The sequence below is a fragment of the Klebsiella sp. NPDC088457 genome (genome assembly GCF_044900465.1).
Taxonomy (GTDB): domain Bacteria; phylum Pseudomonadota; class Gammaproteobacteria; order Enterobacterales; family Enterobacteriaceae; genus Klebsiella.
In genome coordinates this window covers 16,041-32,765 of the sequence record NZ_JBJDNH010000012.1, presented here as the reverse complement: position 1 = coordinate 32,765, position 16,725 = coordinate 16,041, and the positions used below count along the sequence as shown (strand labels likewise).

16 protein-coding genes are annotated in these 16,725 nt (G+C 55.6%); 7 read left to right on the top strand and 9 right to left on the bottom strand.

What is annotated here, in order from left to right:
• Positions 1-254 precede the first annotated feature (254 nt).
• From brnQ to malZ, 3 genes are all read left to right on the top strand, one after another.
• Positions 255-1,574 carry a branched-chain amino acid transporter carrier protein BrnQ gene (brnQ, locus tag ACI2JR_RS09650; protein ID WP_132728373.1) on the top strand — a complete coding sequence of 440 codons (1,320 nt, stop codon included), beginning with the start codon at positions 255-257 and terminating at the stop codon, positions 1,572-1,574.
• 123 nt (positions 1,575-1,697) lie between these two features.
• A complete protein-coding gene (gene proY, locus ACI2JR_RS09645) occupies positions 1,698-3,071 on the top strand; it encodes a proline-specific permease ProY (protein WP_462478415.1) in 1,374 nt (457 codons plus the stop codon).
• Positions 3,072-3,220: 149 nt separating this feature from the next.
• Complete coding sequence (malZ, locus tag ACI2JR_RS09640) at positions 3,221-5,038, top strand: maltodextrin glucosidase (protein WP_132729008.1); 1,818 nt, start codon at positions 3,221-3,223, stop codon at positions 5,036-5,038.
• On the opposite strand, the gene ACI2JR_RS09635 is transcribed toward malZ, so the two are convergent.
• Positions 5,035-5,937: a LysR substrate-binding domain-containing protein gene (locus tag ACI2JR_RS09635; protein ID WP_132728377.1), complete on the bottom strand. Its 903-nt coding sequence runs from the start codon at positions 5,935-5,937 to the stop codon at positions 5,035-5,037. The two genes, malZ and ACI2JR_RS09635, sit on opposite strands and share 4 nt — an antisense overlap.
• A gap of 3 nt (positions 5,938-5,940) precedes the next feature.
• Entirely contained in the window at positions 5,941-6,072 is a 132-nt protein-coding gene (locus ACI2JR_RS09630; RefSeq protein WP_462478414.1) for a hypothetical protein, read from the bottom strand.
• A 217-nt stretch (positions 6,073-6,289) separates the two neighbouring features.
• On the opposite strand from ACI2JR_RS09630, the gene ACI2JR_RS09625 reads away from it, so the two are divergent.
• From ACI2JR_RS09625 to ACI2JR_RS09615, 3 genes are read left to right on the top strand one after another with little or no spacing between them, the layout of a single operon-like run.
• Positions 6,290-6,931, top strand: a complete 642-nt coding sequence (locus tag ACI2JR_RS09625) for a hydrolase (RefSeq protein WP_132728378.1) — start codon at positions 6,290-6,292, stop codon at positions 6,929-6,931.
• A gap of 57 nt (positions 6,932-6,988) precedes the next feature.
• On the top strand, positions 6,989-7,534 hold the full coding sequence (locus tag ACI2JR_RS09620) for an antibiotic biosynthesis monooxygenase (RefSeq protein WP_132728380.1): 546 nt from the start codon (positions 6,989-6,991) through the stop codon (positions 7,532-7,534).
• A 24-nt stretch (positions 7,535-7,558) separates the two neighbouring features.
• A complete protein-coding gene (locus tag ACI2JR_RS09615; RefSeq protein ID WP_462478413.1) occupies positions 7,559-9,427 on the top strand; it encodes an amidohydrolase in 1,869 nt (622 codons plus the stop codon).
• Between the two features lie 89 nt (positions 9,428-9,516).
• On the opposite strand, the gene fba is transcribed toward ACI2JR_RS09615, so the two are convergent.
• The 7 genes from fba to acpH all read right to left on the bottom strand — a co-directional run bounded on the left by fba (position 9,517) and on the right by acpH (position 15,350).
• On the bottom strand, positions 9,517-10,377 hold the full coding sequence (gene fba / locus ACI2JR_RS09610) for a class II fructose-1,6-bisphosphate aldolase (RefSeq protein ID WP_462478412.1): 861 nt from the start codon (positions 10,375-10,377) through the stop codon (positions 9,517-9,519).
• A gap of 17 nt (positions 10,378-10,394) precedes the next feature.
• Entirely contained in the window at positions 10,395-11,357 is a 963-nt protein-coding gene (locus tag ACI2JR_RS09605) for a carbohydrate kinase family protein (RefSeq protein ID WP_462478411.1), read from the bottom strand.
• Between the two features lie 62 nt (positions 11,358-11,419).
• Positions 11,420-12,811 (bottom strand): PTS ascorbate transporter subunit IIC, encoded by a 1,392-nt coding sequence (locus tag ACI2JR_RS09600; RefSeq protein ID WP_462478410.1) that lies wholly within the window; start codon positions 12,809-12,811, stop codon positions 11,420-11,422.
• Between the two features lie 20 nt (positions 12,812-12,831).
• On the bottom strand, positions 12,832-13,119 hold the full coding sequence (locus ACI2JR_RS09595) for a PTS sugar transporter subunit IIB (RefSeq protein ID WP_462478409.1): 288 nt from the start codon (positions 13,117-13,119) through the stop codon (positions 12,832-12,834).
• Positions 13,113-13,568 (bottom strand): PTS sugar transporter subunit IIA, encoded by a 456-nt coding sequence (locus ACI2JR_RS09590; RefSeq protein WP_462478408.1) that lies wholly within the window; start codon positions 13,566-13,568, stop codon positions 13,113-13,115. The genes ACI2JR_RS09595 and ACI2JR_RS09590 overlap by 7 nt, the downstream gene beginning before the upstream one ends.
• 427 nt (positions 13,569-13,995) lie before the next feature.
• The gene (locus ACI2JR_RS09585; protein WP_132728384.1) at positions 13,996-14,598 is read right to left on the bottom strand and encodes a peroxiredoxin; all 603 of its coding nucleotides are present in this window, start codon (positions 14,596-14,598) and stop codon (positions 13,996-13,998) included.
• Between the two features lie 170 nt (positions 14,599-14,768).
• Positions 14,769-15,350, bottom strand: coding sequence for an ACP phosphodiesterase (gene acpH, locus ACI2JR_RS09580; RefSeq protein WP_132728386.1), 582 nt, complete (start codon positions 15,348-15,350; stop codon positions 14,769-14,771).
• A 280-nt stretch (positions 15,351-15,630) separates the two neighbouring features.
• Between acpH and queA the strand changes: the two genes are divergently transcribed.
• Complete coding sequence (gene queA / locus ACI2JR_RS09575) at positions 15,631-16,722, top strand: tRNA preQ1(34) S-adenosylmethionine ribosyltransferase-isomerase QueA (protein WP_462478407.1); 1,092 nt, start codon at positions 15,631-15,633, stop codon at positions 16,720-16,722.
• Positions 16,723-16,725: the final 3 nt, after the last annotated feature.

The following is a 16,725-nucleotide window of genomic DNA, read 5'->3' as shown; positions in this document are numbered from 1 at the left end:
AAAATAGAGTTAGCATAATCATCTGCTTTTGCGATCCCTCCTTGCATTAAAACGTTATAAGCGTTTAAATTGCCCCCCATACAGTCGCAGACAGACTGTTTTTGCGTGGTAATTCAAAAAACAATTCTTTCCCACGCCGCTTCGGGAGCATATCTCGCTGACTTTGCCGGCAACCGCCGCTGTATCATCCCCAGGGGAAGGCACGGTATTTCCCGTTTTTTAACAACACCACATCCACAGGCAGTAATGAATTTATGACCCATCAGTTAAAATCTCGCGACATCATCGCGTTGGGCTTTATGACCTTCGCGTTGTTCGTTGGCGCAGGCAACATTATCTTCCCTCCGATGGTCGGTTTACAGGCAGGTGAACACGTCTGGACCGCCGCTATTGGCTTCCTGATTACCGCCGTGGGGTTACCGGTGCTAACGGTCGTGGCGCTGGCGAAGGTGGGCGGCGGCGTGGAAAGCCTGAGCACGCCGATCGGCAAAGTCGCCGGTATCCTGCTGGCTGTGGTCTGCTACCTGGCCGTCGGGCCGCTGTTTGCCACGCCGCGTACCGCCACGGTCTCCTTTGAAGTGGGGATTGCTCCGCTGACCGGCGACGGCGCGCTGCCGCTGATGGTTTACAGCGTAATCTATTTCGCGCTGGTGATTCTGGTCTCTCTCTATCCGGGCAAGCTGCTGGATACCGTGGGCAATTTCCTTGCGCCGCTGAAAATTATCGCCCTGATTATTCTCTCCGTTGCCGCGATTATCTGGCCGGCCGGCCCGATCAGCGACGCGCTGGAGGCCTATCGTACCGCGCCATTCTCTAACGGCTTCGTCAACGGCTATCTGACCATGGACACCCTCGGCGCGATGGTCTTCGGGATCGTGATTGTTAACGCCGCGCGTTCCCGTGGCGTGAGCGAAGCGCGCCTGTTGACCCGCTACACCGTGTGGGCTGGGCTGATGGCCGGCGTGGGCCTGACGCTGCTGTATCTGGCGCTGTTCCGCCTCGGTTCTGATAGCGCGACGCTGGTGGATCAGTCCGCTAACGGCGCGGCCATTCTGCATGCCTACGTTCAGCACACCTTCGGCGGTGCGGGCAGCTTCATGCTGGCGGCGCTGATTTTCATCGCCTGTCTGGTCACCGCCGTGGGCCTGACCTGCGCCTGTGCGGAGTTCTTCGCGCAGTACCTGCCGTTATCCTATCGTTCACTGGTGTTTATCCTCGGGATTTTCTCGATGGCGGTCTCCAACCTCGGGTTGAGCCACCTGATTCAGATTTCTATTCCGGTGCTGACGGCTATCTATCCGCCTTGTATTGCCCTGGTGGTATTAAGCTTTACCCGCAACTGGTGGCATAATTCGTCCCGCGTGATTGCGCCGGCCATGTTTATCAGCCTGATGTTTGGTATCATTGACGGCATTAAATCGTCGGCGTTTGCGGATCTGCTGCCCGCCTGGACCGCGCGTCTGCCGCTGGCCGAGCAGGGTCTGGCCTGGCTGATGCCGACCGCGGTGATGGTGGTTCTGGCGGTTATCTGGGATCGTGCGGCAGGGCGTCAGGTGACCTCCAGCGCACACTAACCGGCATTTATAATCAGTGTTAAGCCACGGGACTTCGGGTCCCGTGGTTTTTTGTTTTTCAGGTAATCCTCTTTTGCTTTTTGCCCTCGCGAAGGCTAAAAGAGAAAAACGGCATGGAATACGATGGAAAGTAGTAACAAGCTTAAGCGCGGGCTAAGTACCCGGCATATCCGCTTTATGGCCCTGGGTTCCGCAATCGGTACCGGCCTGTTCTATGGTTCGGCTGACGCCATTAAGATGGCCGGCCCGAGCGTACTGTTAGCCTATATTATCGGCGGTGCGGCGGCGTACATCATTATGCGCGCCCTGGGCGAGATGTCGGTACATAACCCGGCCGCCAGCTCATTTTCACGCTATGCGCAGGACTACCTCGGTCCGCTGGCGGGCTATATCACCGGCTGGACCTACTGCTTTGAAATTCTGATTGTGGCGATTGCCGACGTGACGGCCTTTGGCATCTATATGGGCGTCTGGTTTCCGACGGTGCCGCACTGGATCTGGGTGCTCAGCGTGGTGCTGATTATCTGCGCCGTCAACCTGATGAGCGTTAAGGTCTTCGGCGAGCTGGAGTTCTGGTTCTCCTTCTTTAAAGTCGCCACCATTATCATCATGATCGTTGCCGGTTTCGGCATCATCATCTGGGGGATCGGCAACGGCGGTCAGCCCACCGGCATCCATAATCTATGGAGCAACGGCGGCTTCTTCAGCCACGGCTGGCTGGGAATGGTGATGTCGCTGCAGATGGTGATGTTTGCCTACGGCGGAATTGAAATTATCGGCATTACCGCCGGTGAGGCGAAAGACCCGGAGAAATCTATTCCGCGCGCCATTAACTCGGTTCCGATGCGGATCCTGGTGTTCTATGTCGGCACGCTGTTCGTGATCATGTCCATTTATCCGTGGAACCAGGTCGGAACCGACGGCAGCCCGTTCGTCCTGACCTTCCAGCATATGGGCATTGCCTTTGCCGCCAGCATCCTCAACTTTGTGGTGCTGACCGCTTCGCTGTCGGCGATTAACAGCGATGTGTTTGGCGTCGGGCGTATGCTGCACGGGATGGCCGAGCAGGGCAGCGCGCCGAAGATCTTCGCCAAAACCTCGCGTCGCGGTATTCCATGGGTGACGGTGCTGGTGATGACCGTCGCGCTGCTGTTTGCGGTCTATCTGAACTACATCATGCCGGAAAATGTCTTCCTGGTGATTGCGTCGCTGGCGACCTTTGCCACCGTCTGGGTGTGGATTATGATCCTGCTGTCGCAGATTGCCTTCCGCCGCCGGCTGCCGCCGGAAGAGGCGAAAGCGCTGAAGTTTAAAGTGCCTGGCGGGGTGGCCACGATGGCGGTAGGGCTGGCGTTCCTGGTCTTTATTATTGCGCTGATTGGCTACCACCCGGATACCCGCATCTCGCTGTACGTCGGCTGCGCGTGGATTGTACTGCTGCTGGTTGGCTGGCAGTTTAAAATCCGCCGCGACCGCCAGCTGGCGCAGGCGCAGTAACGTTCCCCTTCGCCTGCCGGGTCGCTATGCGCTATCCGGCAGGCGTTTTCTCCACCCCCATTATCCTCCCCCAATAATTGCGGTGATGATGAGTCATATGCCCGCGCGCTGTGGCAAGGTGTGCCCATTCTGGAGAGAGAGGAATGACGATGTTGAAGGCATGGCACCTGCCTGTGGCTCCGTTTATCAAGGAGCAGCAGGAACGACTGTTGATCACATTATGGTTAAGCGGCGATGATCTGCCGCAGCGGGTGACGCTGCGCGGCGAAGAAGATAATGAAGAGCTCTCGCTGCCGATGCACCGGCTACGCCAGGAGCCTCGTCCGGGCGTTGTCGCCTGGCGCGGCGAGATAAGCCTTGCCAGCGGCCAGCCTCGTCGGCGCTATAGCTTCAAACTTCTGTGGGCGGATCGCCAGCGCTGGTTCACCCCGCAGGGCTTTAACCGTTTCCCGCCGGCGCGCCTGGAGCAGTTTGCCGTCGACCTGCCGGATAGCGGCCCGCAGTGGGTGGCCGACCAGGTGTTTTATCAAATCTTCCCTGACCGCTTTGCGCGCAGCGAGCCGCGGGAGGAGGGGCAGGATCGGGTCTATCATCATCATGCCGCCGGGCAGGATATCGTGCACAAAGCGTGGGACGAGCCGCTGACCGGCGAGGCGGGCGGTTCCACCTTTTATGGCGGCGACCTTGACGGCATCAGCGAGAAACTGCCGTACCTTAAACAGCTTGGGGTGACCGCCCTGTATCTGAATCCGGTGTTTGTCGCCCCCAGCGTGCATAAATACGATACCGAAGATTATCGCCGCGTCGATCCGCAGTTTGGCGGCGATGCCGCGCTGCTGCGCCTGCGGCACAACACCCAGCGGGAAGGTATGCGCCTGATTCTCGACGGGGTGTTTAACCATACCGGCGATTCGCACGCCTGGTTCGACCGCCACCAGCGCGGCAGCGGCGGCGCCTGCCACCATGCGGACTCGCCGTGGCGCGACTGGTTTACCATCTCTCCCGCAGGGGAAGCGCATAGCTGGCTGGGCTATTCCAGCCTGCCTAAGCTGGACTATCAATCGACGAGCCTGATCAATGAGATCTATGCCGGGGAGGACAGTATTGTCCGCCACTGGCTGAAAGCGCCGTGGAGCATGGACGGCTGGCGGCTGGACGTGGTGCATATGCTGGGCGAAGGGGGCGGGGCGCGGAATAACCTGCGGCATATTGCCGGCATTACCCAGGCGGCGAAGCAGACCCAGCCTGACGCTTTTGTATTCGGCGAACATTTTGGCGATGCGCGCCAGTGGCTGCAGGCGGACGCCGAAGATGCCGCCATGAACTATCGCGGTTTCACTTTCCCGCTGTGGGGCTTCCTCGCGAATACCGATATCTCCTACGATCCGCAGCACATCGATGCGCAAACCTGCGTCGCCTGGATGGATAACTATCGCGCCGGGCTGTCGCATCAGCAGCAGCTGCGGATGTTTAACCAGCTCGATAGCCACGATACCGCGCGCTTTAAGTCGCTGCTGGGGAAAGACGTCGCGCGGCTGCCGCTGGCGGTGGTGTGGTTGTTCTGCTGGCCAGGCGTACCCTGTATTTACTACGGTGATGAAGTGGGGGTTGACGGTAATAACGATCCCTTCTGCCGCAAACCCTTCCCGTGGGATCCCGCTCTGCAGGATAACGTCCTGCTGGGGCTGTATAAGCGCATGACGAAACTGCGTAAAGCCAACCAGGCGTTACGTTACGGCGGTTGTCAGGTGATTTATGCCGAAGACAACGTGGTGGTCTTTGCGCGCGTCTATAAACAGCAGCGCGTGCTGGTTGCCATCAACCGCGGCGAAGCCTGCGAGGTGGTCGTTGAGGATTCGCCGCTGCTGGACGTCAGCGAATGGCTGTTGAAAGAGGGCGCCGGCGCGTGGCACGAAGGGGTGCTGACGCTACCGGCGATTTCCGCCAGCGTGTGGTCTGGTCGTTAAGGATAAAGCTGGCTCAGAAACGATGGCTGGAGAATAGCCTCCCGCCACCAGCGCTGAGCCAGCCCGTCGTTATCGCTACGCCAGGCAAGATAGGCGAGATCTTTCTCGCGACAGGAGAGGACGGGTTTTTGCACCAGTTCTCCGCTATCCAGCCACGGTTGGGCAATATGGCGCGGCAGAAAACCGCAGCCCAGTCCGGCCCGCAGCAGCGCCACTTTGCTGGCGAAATCATCGACGCGAATTTGCGACTGCTCGGTAAGCAGGTTGCTGTTGAGCGCCTGGCAATAGCGGGCGCTGTCGCTGATCACCACCGCCCGATGCAGGCTCAGCTGCTTGTTGCCGAGCGGCTGGGTGGTCTCTGCCAGCGGGTGGCCGGGGGCGACGACGAAAATATTATCCAGCGTGCCGACCATTTTCCACGACCATTCGGCGGAGGTGGGCGGTTCGTTGATGGCGCCGAGAATAATATCCGCGCCGTTGCGGGTCAGTTCTTCCCACGCTCCTGCCAACGTATGGTGGGTAAAGTTGAGCCGGGTCTGCGGGTTTTGCGCGTAAAAGGCGTCGATCAACGGCAGCAGACGTGCGAAGGGGAAAGAGGCGTCGAGCGCGATATTCAGATCCCGCTCCCAGCCGGCATCCAGTTGCCGCGCCTGTTTTTCCAGATCTTTCGCTGCGTTGAGCAACAGGCGCCCCTTTTCCAGCACCATTCTGCCGGTATCGGTAAATTTTGCCCGGTGGCCGCTGCGATCGAGCAGGGTGATATTCAGATCGCTTTCCAGCTTCTGGATCATATAGCTCAGCGCGGCAGGGGTCTTATACAGCGACTCTGCGGCGGCGGCGAAAGAGCCATGGGTCTCTAATGCATCCAGAATCAGCAGGACATCAAGGTTTAAGCGCATCCATTACTTACCCGATAAACAAGAATGGCTCAGTTTTACCGAAGCCAGAGGGGCAATACCAGTGAATAATTTAGAACCCTTTGGTGTAATTTTTTGTCCAACAGCATGCCGGGTAATAACAGATTCTTGAGCCATCTCGCCGGCGCCTTTCAGGCGGCATCAACGTTGATTTTCCTCCCTTAGCCCGAAATCCATTATCCATATAGCTGTTTATTTTCACCATACAACAGAAAATTTCTTTAATAACTCGTTAGAAATAACTGACTATACTCATCAGGCTTTATCCGTCACGATTCAGACCCACAACAGTAGCCGTTATATCTCTTTAACTTATTGATTAAGAGGGTATGTCATGTCTATTCGGGAACTGATCGATCCAACTAACTCCACGCTTATCTTTATTGACCATCAGCCGCAAATGTCTTTTGGGGTAGCCAATATTGACCGCCAGACGCTTAAAAATAATACCGTTGCGCTGGCCAAAGCCGGCAAGATTTTTAATGTCCCGGTTATTTATACCTCTGTAGAAACAAAAAGCTTTAGTGGTTATATCTGGCCGGAATTACTGGCGGTACACCCGCAGGTTAAACCAATTGAACGAACCTCAATGAACTCCTGGGAAGATGCCGCTTTTGTGCAAGCGGTGAAAGCCAGCGGGCGGAAAAAACTGATTATCTCCGCGCTGTGGACCGAAGTGTGCCTGACCTTCCCGGCGCTGATGGCGCTGGAGGAGGGGTATGAAGTGTATGTGGTGACCGATACCTCCGGCGGCACGTCGGTTGACGCCCATGAGCGCTCAATCGACCGTATGGTGCAGGCCGGGGCCGTACCGGTGACCTGGCAGCAGGTTCTGCTGGAATACCAGCGCGACTGGTCGCGCAAAGAGACCTACGACGCGGTGATGGATCTGGTGCGCGAACACAGCGGCGCTTACGGTATGGGCGTGGATTATGCCTATACGATGGTGCACGGCGCTTCGCAACGCCAGGCCTGATCGCCTGTCCTGGGTGGGTTAACGCTCGCCCGTTGTGCTGCAGCAAGGAGTCCGGTCATGACGCAACAGAAATCGGTGACCCTGGTGATAAGCCATGTACTCAATCCCGAGGATGGGGAACGCTATGAGCAATGGCTCGGGAAAATTATGCCTGTCGCGGCGGAGTTTCCTGGCCATCTTGGCGCAAACGTGATTCGCCCGGCGGCCGGGCAGAATCTCTGGAGCATCATCATTCACTTCGACACCATTGAACATCTCTACGCCTGGACGCAGTCGGAAACGCGCCGCGAACTGGTGGCGGAAATTGCGCCGCTGCTCAATGAAGGCGATCGCACGGAAGTGCGCACCGAAGCGGCATTCTGGTTTACCCCACCGGCGGTGAACGTCCGTCAGCCGCTGCGCTGGAAGCAGTTTCTGCTGACGCTGCTGGTGATTTTTCCCAGCACCAACCTGGTGCCCTGGCTGACCGGGATGCTGTTGCCCGCATGGCGGGGAAGCCTGCTGCTGCATTTGATTAATGATGCCTGGGTGGTCGCGCTGGTGGTCTGGCTGTGGATGCCCATCGTGACCCGCCTGTTTGCCGGCTGGTTAAAGAAAAACTGAGCCGGCCTCCTGAAGGAGAGCGTTATGTCGCAAACTGCCACACTGATCCTGACGAATGGACGAATTCATACACTCGATCGAAACAACCCATTGACCGATTCTGTCGCGATCGCCGAGGGTAAGATCCTCGCCACCGGCAGCCGGGATCGGATCATGAGCTTTGCCGCGGAGGGGACGCAGATCGTCGATCTGCAGGGGCATACGGTGATCCCGGGACTGAATGATTCCCACCTGCATCTGATCCGCGGGGGGCTGAACTACAACCTCGAGCTTCGCTGGGAAGGGGTACCGTCGCTGGCGGACGCGCTGCGGATGCTCAAAGAGCAGGCCGATCGCACACCGTCGCCGCAGTGGGTGCGCGTGGTGGGCGGCTGGAGTGAATTCCAGTTCGCCGAACGGCGCATGCCAACCCTTGACGAACTCAATGCGGCGGCGCCGGATACGCCGGTATTCGTCCTGCATCTCTACGATCGCGCGCTGCTGAACCGGGCGGCGCTGAAGGCGGTGGGCTACGGCAAAGAGACGCCGGATCCCGCCGGCGGCGAAATTGTCCGCGATAGCCACGGTAACCCGACCGGGATGCTGATCGCCAAACCTAACGCCATGATCCTCTACGCCACCCTGGCGAAGGGACCGAAGCTGCCGCTGGAGCTACAGGTCAACTCGACGCGCCAGTTTATGCGCGAGCTGAACAGGCTCGGCCTGACCAGCGCCATTGACGCCGGCGGCGGTTTCCAGAACTACCCGGAAGATTATCAAATTATTGAACAGCTGCATGCGCAGGAGCAGATGACCATACGCATCGCTTATAACCTGTTTACCCAGCGGCCAAAGCAGGAGCTGGACGATTTCGCCCGCTGGACCGATATGCTCAAGCCGGGGCAGGGGACCGACTTTTTCCGCGCCAACGGCGCCGGCGAGATGCTGGTGTTCTCGGCCGCGGATTTTGAAGATTTCCTGCAGCCGCGCCCGGACCTGCCCGAAGGGATGGAGGATGAGCTGGAGCGGGTGGTGCGCCATCTGGTGGAACACCGCTGGCCGTTCCGCCTGCACGCAACCTATGACCAGTCCATCAGCCGGATGCTGGACGTTTTTGAGAAGGTGAACCGCGATATTCCGTTTAACGGTCTGCACTGGTTCTTTGATCACGCGGAAACCATTACCGAACGCAATATTGAACGGGTGAAGGCGCTCGGCGGCGGCATTGCGGTACAGCACCGGATGGCGTTCCAGGGCGAATATTTCGTCGACCGCTACGGCCAGGATGCGGTCAGGCATACGCCGCCGGTGGCGAAAATGCTGGCGCTGGAGGTCCCGGTGGGGCTGGGGACCGACGCCACGCGGGTGGCGAGCTATAACCCATGGACCGCGCTCTACTGGCTGGTCTCCGGGCGCACCGTGGGCGGTATGGCGATGTATGACGAAAGCAACCGTCTGCCGCGCGACGTGGCGCTGGAGCTGTGGACGGCGGGCAGCGCCTGGTTCTCCAGTGAACAGAGTAAGAAAGGACGAATCGAGAACGATCTGCTTGCCGACCTCGTGGTGCTATCAAAAGACTATTTCAGCGTGCCGGAAGAGGAGATTAAAGGTATTGAGTCGGTGCTGACGGTCGTTGACGGCAAAGTGGTGTATGCCGCCGGGCACTTTTCGCCGCTGGCGCCGCCGCCGATTCCGGTCCTGCCTGACTGGTCTCCGGTGGTTAAGGTTCCGGGTCACTATCGTTCCGCAGCGCCGGCGGCGGCCAAAATCGGCGCCGTCGTGCAAATGCATCAGTGCTGCGGCAGCTGCGGCGTGCACGGGCACCAGCACAATATCGCCCGCCAGTCGTCGATCCCGGTCGCGGACGAGCAGGCGTTCTGGGGCGTGCTGGGCTGCTCCTGCTTTGCGTTTTAGTCTCTGACAGATTAACGCGCTCCCCCGGCGAGACCGCGGGGGAGCGCCTGGCACGAGCATCTGATTGAGTATCAATGATTATGCCGGGCTTAGCCCCGGTTCTGAGAGCCAAATAGCTGGATCCGGCGGGCAACCATCTCACGCACGGGCAGCAACCCTTGCTGGATAACTTTGCGCGGATCGTTAATATCGTGGCCGTTATCGGCAGCAAACAGCGCTTTCACGGCTTCGCACCAGGCGTACATATTCTCGGTGTTGACGTTAATTTTTGCCGTACCGCAGGCAATCGCTTTTCGCATATCGTCGTCAGCAATGCCGGTCCCGCCGTGAAGTACCAGAGGCACTTTGACAAGCTCCGATATTGCTTTCATTTCAGCAAAGCCGAGTTTTGCCTTCCCTTTATAAAGCCCGTGCGTTGAACCGAGCGCTGCGGCGAGGCAGTCTACCTGCGTTTCGCTGACCAGGGTAAAGCACTCCTGCGGGTCGGCATAGATAACCTCAGAATTCACGATGCCATCTTCACTGCCGGCAATGGTTCCCAGCTCGGCTTCAACGGAGATGCCTCTGCTGTGCGCCAGGTCGACCAGATGGCGGGTGATCGCCAGGTTTTCCGCAAACGGTAAATGGGAACCATCAAACATAATCGAGCTAAAGCCAGCTTCAATGGCCTCTTCGCAGGCCTCGCGCGTGGTCCCGTGATCGAGATGCAATGCGACCGGAATATCAATCTGTAGATAGTCCATCGCATTCACCACGATATCATGAATGCATTTCAGGCCCAGCATATGTTTTACCGTGCCACCGGAGACCCCCAAAATAATAGGCGAGCGGAGTTGTTGCCCGGTGCTTAATACGGCGGCAACCCATTCCAGATTATTAATATTGAACTGCCCTACGGCATAACCGTCCCGCAGGGCATGCTGGAGCATGTCCTTCATAGAAACTAACATAATCACCTCGGAATTAATTATTCATCAAAATACTGCGTTAAGTTTCTTTCGTAGCTGTTTAATGCGTTATGAACAACGGCAAGATCTGGCATGGATTCACGGACGCCTTTTTTCTCAATAGAAATTGCGGCGGTCAGGCTGGCAAAGAGAATAATATTATCGATATGCCATGAATAATGAACTCCGTAAGTGAAAGCACCATGAAAAACATCGCCGGCGCCGGTTGTATCGACGGCCTGACATTGCCAGGTGGGAACAATATGCAGCATCCCGCTCTTTAAAAAGGCACAGCCTTTTTCTCCAAGAGTAATAAATGCCGCGCCCCGGCAGATTTTATTTAATTCAATAAGCGCTGTTTTTAGCTCTTTCTCTGTGCTCAGCGCGCGGTAGCTCATATAATCTCTGGCGAAATGTTCGCTGACGACGAAATAATCTGTCCAGGCCGCTAGCTTGATATTACTGGCGCGTAGGGAACCGCCATCCATTACCACGCGGGCAGTGGGGAGTTTTTTAATTAAATACTCGCTGATTTCCGCTTCATGACCATCAATTAACAGCGTAACCGGTTCTTCTGAAACAATGAGGCGCTGTGCGAGATTGTCAAGTTTCAGTTTTTCATCGTAGGTCAGCGAAGGTGGTGTTTGCATTTTACGGGTAATAATGGTTCGCGAGCCCGTTAAACGGTTAACCAGTACCGACGCCAGCGGAGTGATCATCTCATCGGAAAAGACGATGTGGCTGGTATCAACCCCGGCCTGAGCAAACTCATCGACGATACGCTGACCATAAATATCCGCATTCAGATGACCGATGTAATAGACATCCTCGCCCCATAATCCTAGCAGCCATGCGGCATTTGCCGCCGGACCGCCGCCGCTTTCAATAAAGTCGTGGCAGAAGTTTTTGGTGTTTTCCTGCGGCCACTCATTCAGAAAGAAGAACTGATCAAAACATGAAAATCCTATGGACAATATAGCCATAACTACTCCTGATAATGTCGTCAGCTACGGGAAGAATGCTTCCCGTAGGGAAAAATGAAACCCTATTCATTTTTCTTATTCGCCGTGAGCACTTCATAGCTGAGCGTATCTCCTACCACGCGAACTGAGCGGAAGCAGAAAGGCACCAGCAGAGCGATGAGCAGGGCGAAGCAAATCAAATAGATGGTTATCTGGCCAAACTGGGTAAACGCATTACCGATAATGATGCCCCATACCGCGAAATCGAAATCGGCAAAGGTGCTGTTCTCAAAGCCCAGGCTGCCTAAAGCCGGTAGCAACATCGCCGGCAGGAAGGCAAGGAAGATGCCGCCAATGAACGAGGCAATGACGCAGCCTCGCTTGCCGCCTAGTTTGTCGGCAAAGACGCCGGAAGTCCCGCCGCAGAAGAAATGCGGCACCATACCGGGAATGATCAGCGCCATGCCGAAGGCGCCCAGCAGCAGCATCCCTACCAGACCACCGATAAAGGAACTGATAAAACCGACGACCACTGCCGTTGGGCTGAAAGTAAAGAACACCGCGCAGTCAACGGCCGGAATCGAATCGGGAATCAGCTTCTGGCTAATCCCCTGGAACGCCGGTACCAGATCGCCAAGAATTAGACGCACGCCGTTGTAGACGATGGCGACGCCGACGGCAAACTGCAACCCAGTCAGGATAGAGAAGATCAGCATGTTCTGGTCAGTGATCGTCCGCAGGTATTCGGTGCCGGCCACGGCGCTGCAGACAAAGTAGATAACGAACATCACGATCCCGGTAGTGACCGTGGTATCGCGCAGAAAGCCCCATTTCTCAGAGATTTCGGTATCGGCGAAAGAGTTTGCCGGGTTGCCGGTTTTGCTGGCAATCCACGCGGAGATATAATACCCCAGCGAGCCAAAATGCCCCATTGCAATACCGCCATCTTCGGTGACCTGCTTAGTATAGCGTTGGCCAATCGCCGGAGAGATCGCCGACCAGGAACCGAGTAAGAATCCGCCAATCAATACCAGTATCCAGCCGCGGAATTCTGCCGCCTGCAGTACCGCAGAGAACAGACAGGCGAGGAAGAAAGAGTGGTGACCGGTAAGGAAGATATATTTATACTTAGTGCAGCGGGCAATAAGCAGGTTAAAAATAAAACCTAACAGCAATATACTCATGGTTTCCACGCCCAGTACCTTCTGGGCGACGGAAACAATGGCCTCGTTGTTCGGAATAACGCCGCGAATATTAAAGCCGGCTTCGATAATTCCGCCGAGCGGATTGAGGTTGGCGACGATAACCCCCGCGCCGGCGCTGAGCATTAAACAACCGAGAATGGGCTTTAAGGTACCGGTGAGAAGTTTATTTCCGGGGGACCGCAGTGCCACTAAACCGACAAATGCGATAATCCCCATCAGAAATGCGGGTTGGCTGAATATTTCTGATAAGAATGTGAGTATAGCCTGCATGATCGTGTCCTTAATAATGATTAAGAATGAGTCGCAGCAATTTTTGTCAGAGCGTCGGTAATATCTTCAGCAATTTTTGCTTTATGTGCATAGCTGCGAATAATGGCGACCTGACAATGCGCAGGGAACTGATTGGCTAATTCTTTGATGGTGATATAGAGGTCGGCTTTCTCTCCTACGGCATTGGCAAAATCAACAGAGGCGACGTCAGCTTTGATCCCTAATTCATCACATATTTTTTTGACATTGCTTGCGGCCATTAGTGAACTGCCAATGCCGTTACCACAAACTGTTCTGATAACTAACATAATGATGACTCCATTTTATTGTGGATGAAATTGAATACAGAATTGATGTCATGCTCTTCACGAAGGAACGACACAATATCTGATTCAATCAGTGAGGCGATTATCTGGATCATTTTTATATGGTTATCGGCATCGGCGCCGGCGATACCGATAATGACGCTCACCGGGTCAAACTCCTCATGACCAAAGTGAAGCGGCTGGCGGGTCGTGATTAAAGAAAAGCCGGTGCGGATGGCCCCCTTTTCGGGGCGTGCGTGGGGCATCGCCAGCCCGCTATCAATAACGATGGCGGGACCAAAATCCTTATAGACTTCGAGCATCGCGGTGATGTATTCGGGGCGACAAATTTGCTGGCGGGTCAGCAGCGTCCCGGATAATTCGATCGCCTGACTGGCGGTGGTAATGTGCTGATCCAGTGCGATTAACCGGCGATCAAAAATGATTTCCATAATCCAATCCTTAACGCATTTATTTTCTGAGTGAAAGCATGACGAAATAGAAAGCAGGAAATCATGGTTCAGATCACATTTGAATTTTTAAACCTTGAAGTTGATCACAGCGAAATGATATTTATGTTATTTTTAAAGGGAAATTATTTTTTATTATCTTGTTAATTATCAGTTAGTTATGATTGGGTTATGAATTATTGAAAAAATATCAGGTGGGAAGGGTTAAAAATAGGAGAGATTTATTTTTTAGAAGTGCTGTGCGTATCACAAATATCATGACAGTTTTTTACCAAAGTTTGAGTTTGATAGCAAAAAAGCCGTCAGGGAAGGGTGAGGAAGCGGCGACTGCGCGATAGAGTGCAAAAATGTGCGGCGGCAGGAGATAAAAAAGCCCGCATTCGCGGGCCTTTTTCACAACGTCAACCGATTACAGGCTGGAGACGTTTTCGGTCAGGTATTTTGCAACGCCTTCCGGAGAGGCGGACATCCCTTCTTTGCCTTTTTCCCACTGCGCCGGGCAAACTTCACCGTGCTCTTCGTGGAACTGCAGCGCGTCAACCATGCGCAGCATTTCGTCGATGTTACGTCCCAGCGGCAGGTCGTTAACTACCTGGTGGCGAACGACGCCGTTAGCGTCGATCAGGAACGAGCCGCGCAGCGCCACGCCTTCGTCCGGATGTTCGATACCGTAAGCTTTCTGGATTTCACGTTTGATGTCAGCAACCATCGCGTATTTAACCGGACCAATACCACCCTGGTCTACCGGGGTGTTACGCCATGCGTTGTGGACGAATTCGGAATCGAAGGAGACGCCAACCACTTCCACGCCGCGCTTCTGGAACTCTTCGTAACGTTTGTCAAAGGCGATCAGCTCAGACGGGCAAACGAAGGTGAAGTCCATCGGCCAGAAGAACAGGACGGTCGCTTTACCGTTGGTGTGTTGTTTGAAGTTGAATTTCTCAACGATTTCGCCGTTACCTAAAACTGCCGCCGCGGTAAAATCCGGAGCCTGACGAGTGACCAGAACCATATGATTCTCCTGTTAATAATAAGGTTAATTGGAACGCAACGCGGGCAAGTATAGGGATTGGTTCATGCGAACTCAACGTGACGTTGACAATCAATGAGATAGGTTTTACCTATCAATAGATGTTGGAATGCGCTGTTCAGAATAGACTTTTTATAAGAAAGCGCAATCATTTATAACTCATGTTTTTTGGCCTGGGCCATCATACGCGGGTAAAAATGCCAGAACTGCTGTTCAAGACTGTGGTAATGGGCGTCCAGATCCTGCCAGGAGTCGCGCAGGGCGTCGAGACGTGGTCGGCGGCTGGCCATGCCGTTGAGGACACGCTGAATAAACGCCATATCCTCATAACGTTCAAGCCAGCGTTCGGACCACAAATAGGCGTTGAGATTGACGAAGCGCGGTGGCGAATCCGCTAAAATGGTTGTCACCTGAGCTTCGGCATAGCGCACAAATTCACTGAGCGGCATATCGGGTGCAATCCGCTCCCAGTGGCGTGAAAGAAAGTGATCCCACATCACATCCAGCGCGATTGGCGCCACGCGACGGGTTTGCGGGCGAAACCACTCGCGGGCTTGTTTTACTTCCGCCAGATTATCGGTCATGACATCGATGCGGCGATGCATAAAAATGCCGTCGACGATATCGGCCGGATAGTCCGCCTGCGGGTTACCGCGGACGAAATCCGCCAGCAGATTACCGGGCAGCGAGCTGTCGGCAAGATGGGCGAGGTGCAGGTGTGCCAAAAAATTCATCGTTATACTCTGTGTGTTTCAGGCTGCATGGGCGTTGTCTTCCTGGGGTCATGGTCGCGCTCGGTTTCGCCGACTCCCTTGCGGGCATACTCCCGGCTGCGATGCGGGCCGTCGGCGGCCGCGCCCCGAAGGACCTTCGCTATTCACTCACGCCGCAGGGGTTATCGCCAGACGACGCGTATTATTTCGCGGATTATCTCCGCGCGGAGGTGGTAACGGTTGCAGGGAGCACGTCCCGGCACTAGACTACCCGCCTCTTTATTTAGTCTGAGCCACCGTCATGCGCGTTACCGATTTTTCCTTTGAATTACCCGAATCACTGATTGCCCACTACCCACAGCCGGAGCGCAGTCGCTGTCGCCTGCTGTCGTTAGACGGGCCGACGGGGGCGCTGACGCATGGTACTTTCACCGATCTGCTCGATAAGCTCAACCCTGGCGATCTGCTGGTCTTTAACAATACCCGCGTGATCCCGGCGCGTCTGTTTGGCCGTAAAGCCAGCGGCGGCAAGATTGAAGTGCTGGTCGAGCGCATGCTGGATGATAAACGTATTCTGGCACATATTCGCGCTTCTAAAGCGCCGAAGCCGGGTGCGGAACTGCTGCTTGGCGATGATGAAAGCATCAGCGCCATCATGGTGGCGCGCCACGACGCCCTGTTTGAAGTCGAATTTAACGATCGGCGTCCGGTGCTGGATATTCTCAACAGCATCGGCCATATGCCGCTGCCGCCGTATATCGACCGCCCGGATGAAGATGCCGACCGCGAGCTGTATCAGACCGTCTACAGCGCCAGGCCGGGGGCCGTCGCCGCACCGACCGCAGGACTGCACTTTGACGAGCCGATGCTGGAAAAGCTGCGTGAGAAAGGCATCGAGATGGCGTTCGTCACGCTGCACGTCGGGGCGGGGACCTTCCAGCCGGTGCGCGTGGAGACGATTGAAGACCACATTATGCACTCCGAATACGCCGAAGTGCCGCAGGAGGTTGTCGATGCCGTGCTGGCGGCGAAAGCGCGCGGCAACCGCGTGGTTGCGGTAGGCACCACCTCCGTGCGTTCGCTGGAGAGCGCGGCGCAGGCGGCGAAAAACGACCTCATTGAACCGTTCTTCGGCGACACGCAGATTTTCATCTATCAGGGATATCAGTACAAAGTGGTTGATGCGCTGGTGACCAACTTCCATCTCCCTGAATCGACTCTGATTATGCTGGTGTCGGCTTTTGCCGGCTATCAGCACACCATGAATGCCTATCAGGCTGCGGTAGAACAAAAATATCGCTTTTTTAGCTACGGGGACGCGATGTTTATCACGTACAATCCGCAGGCTATTTTTGAGCATGTCGGGGAGTCAGTCCGCGGCATGAGTGTTTAACGT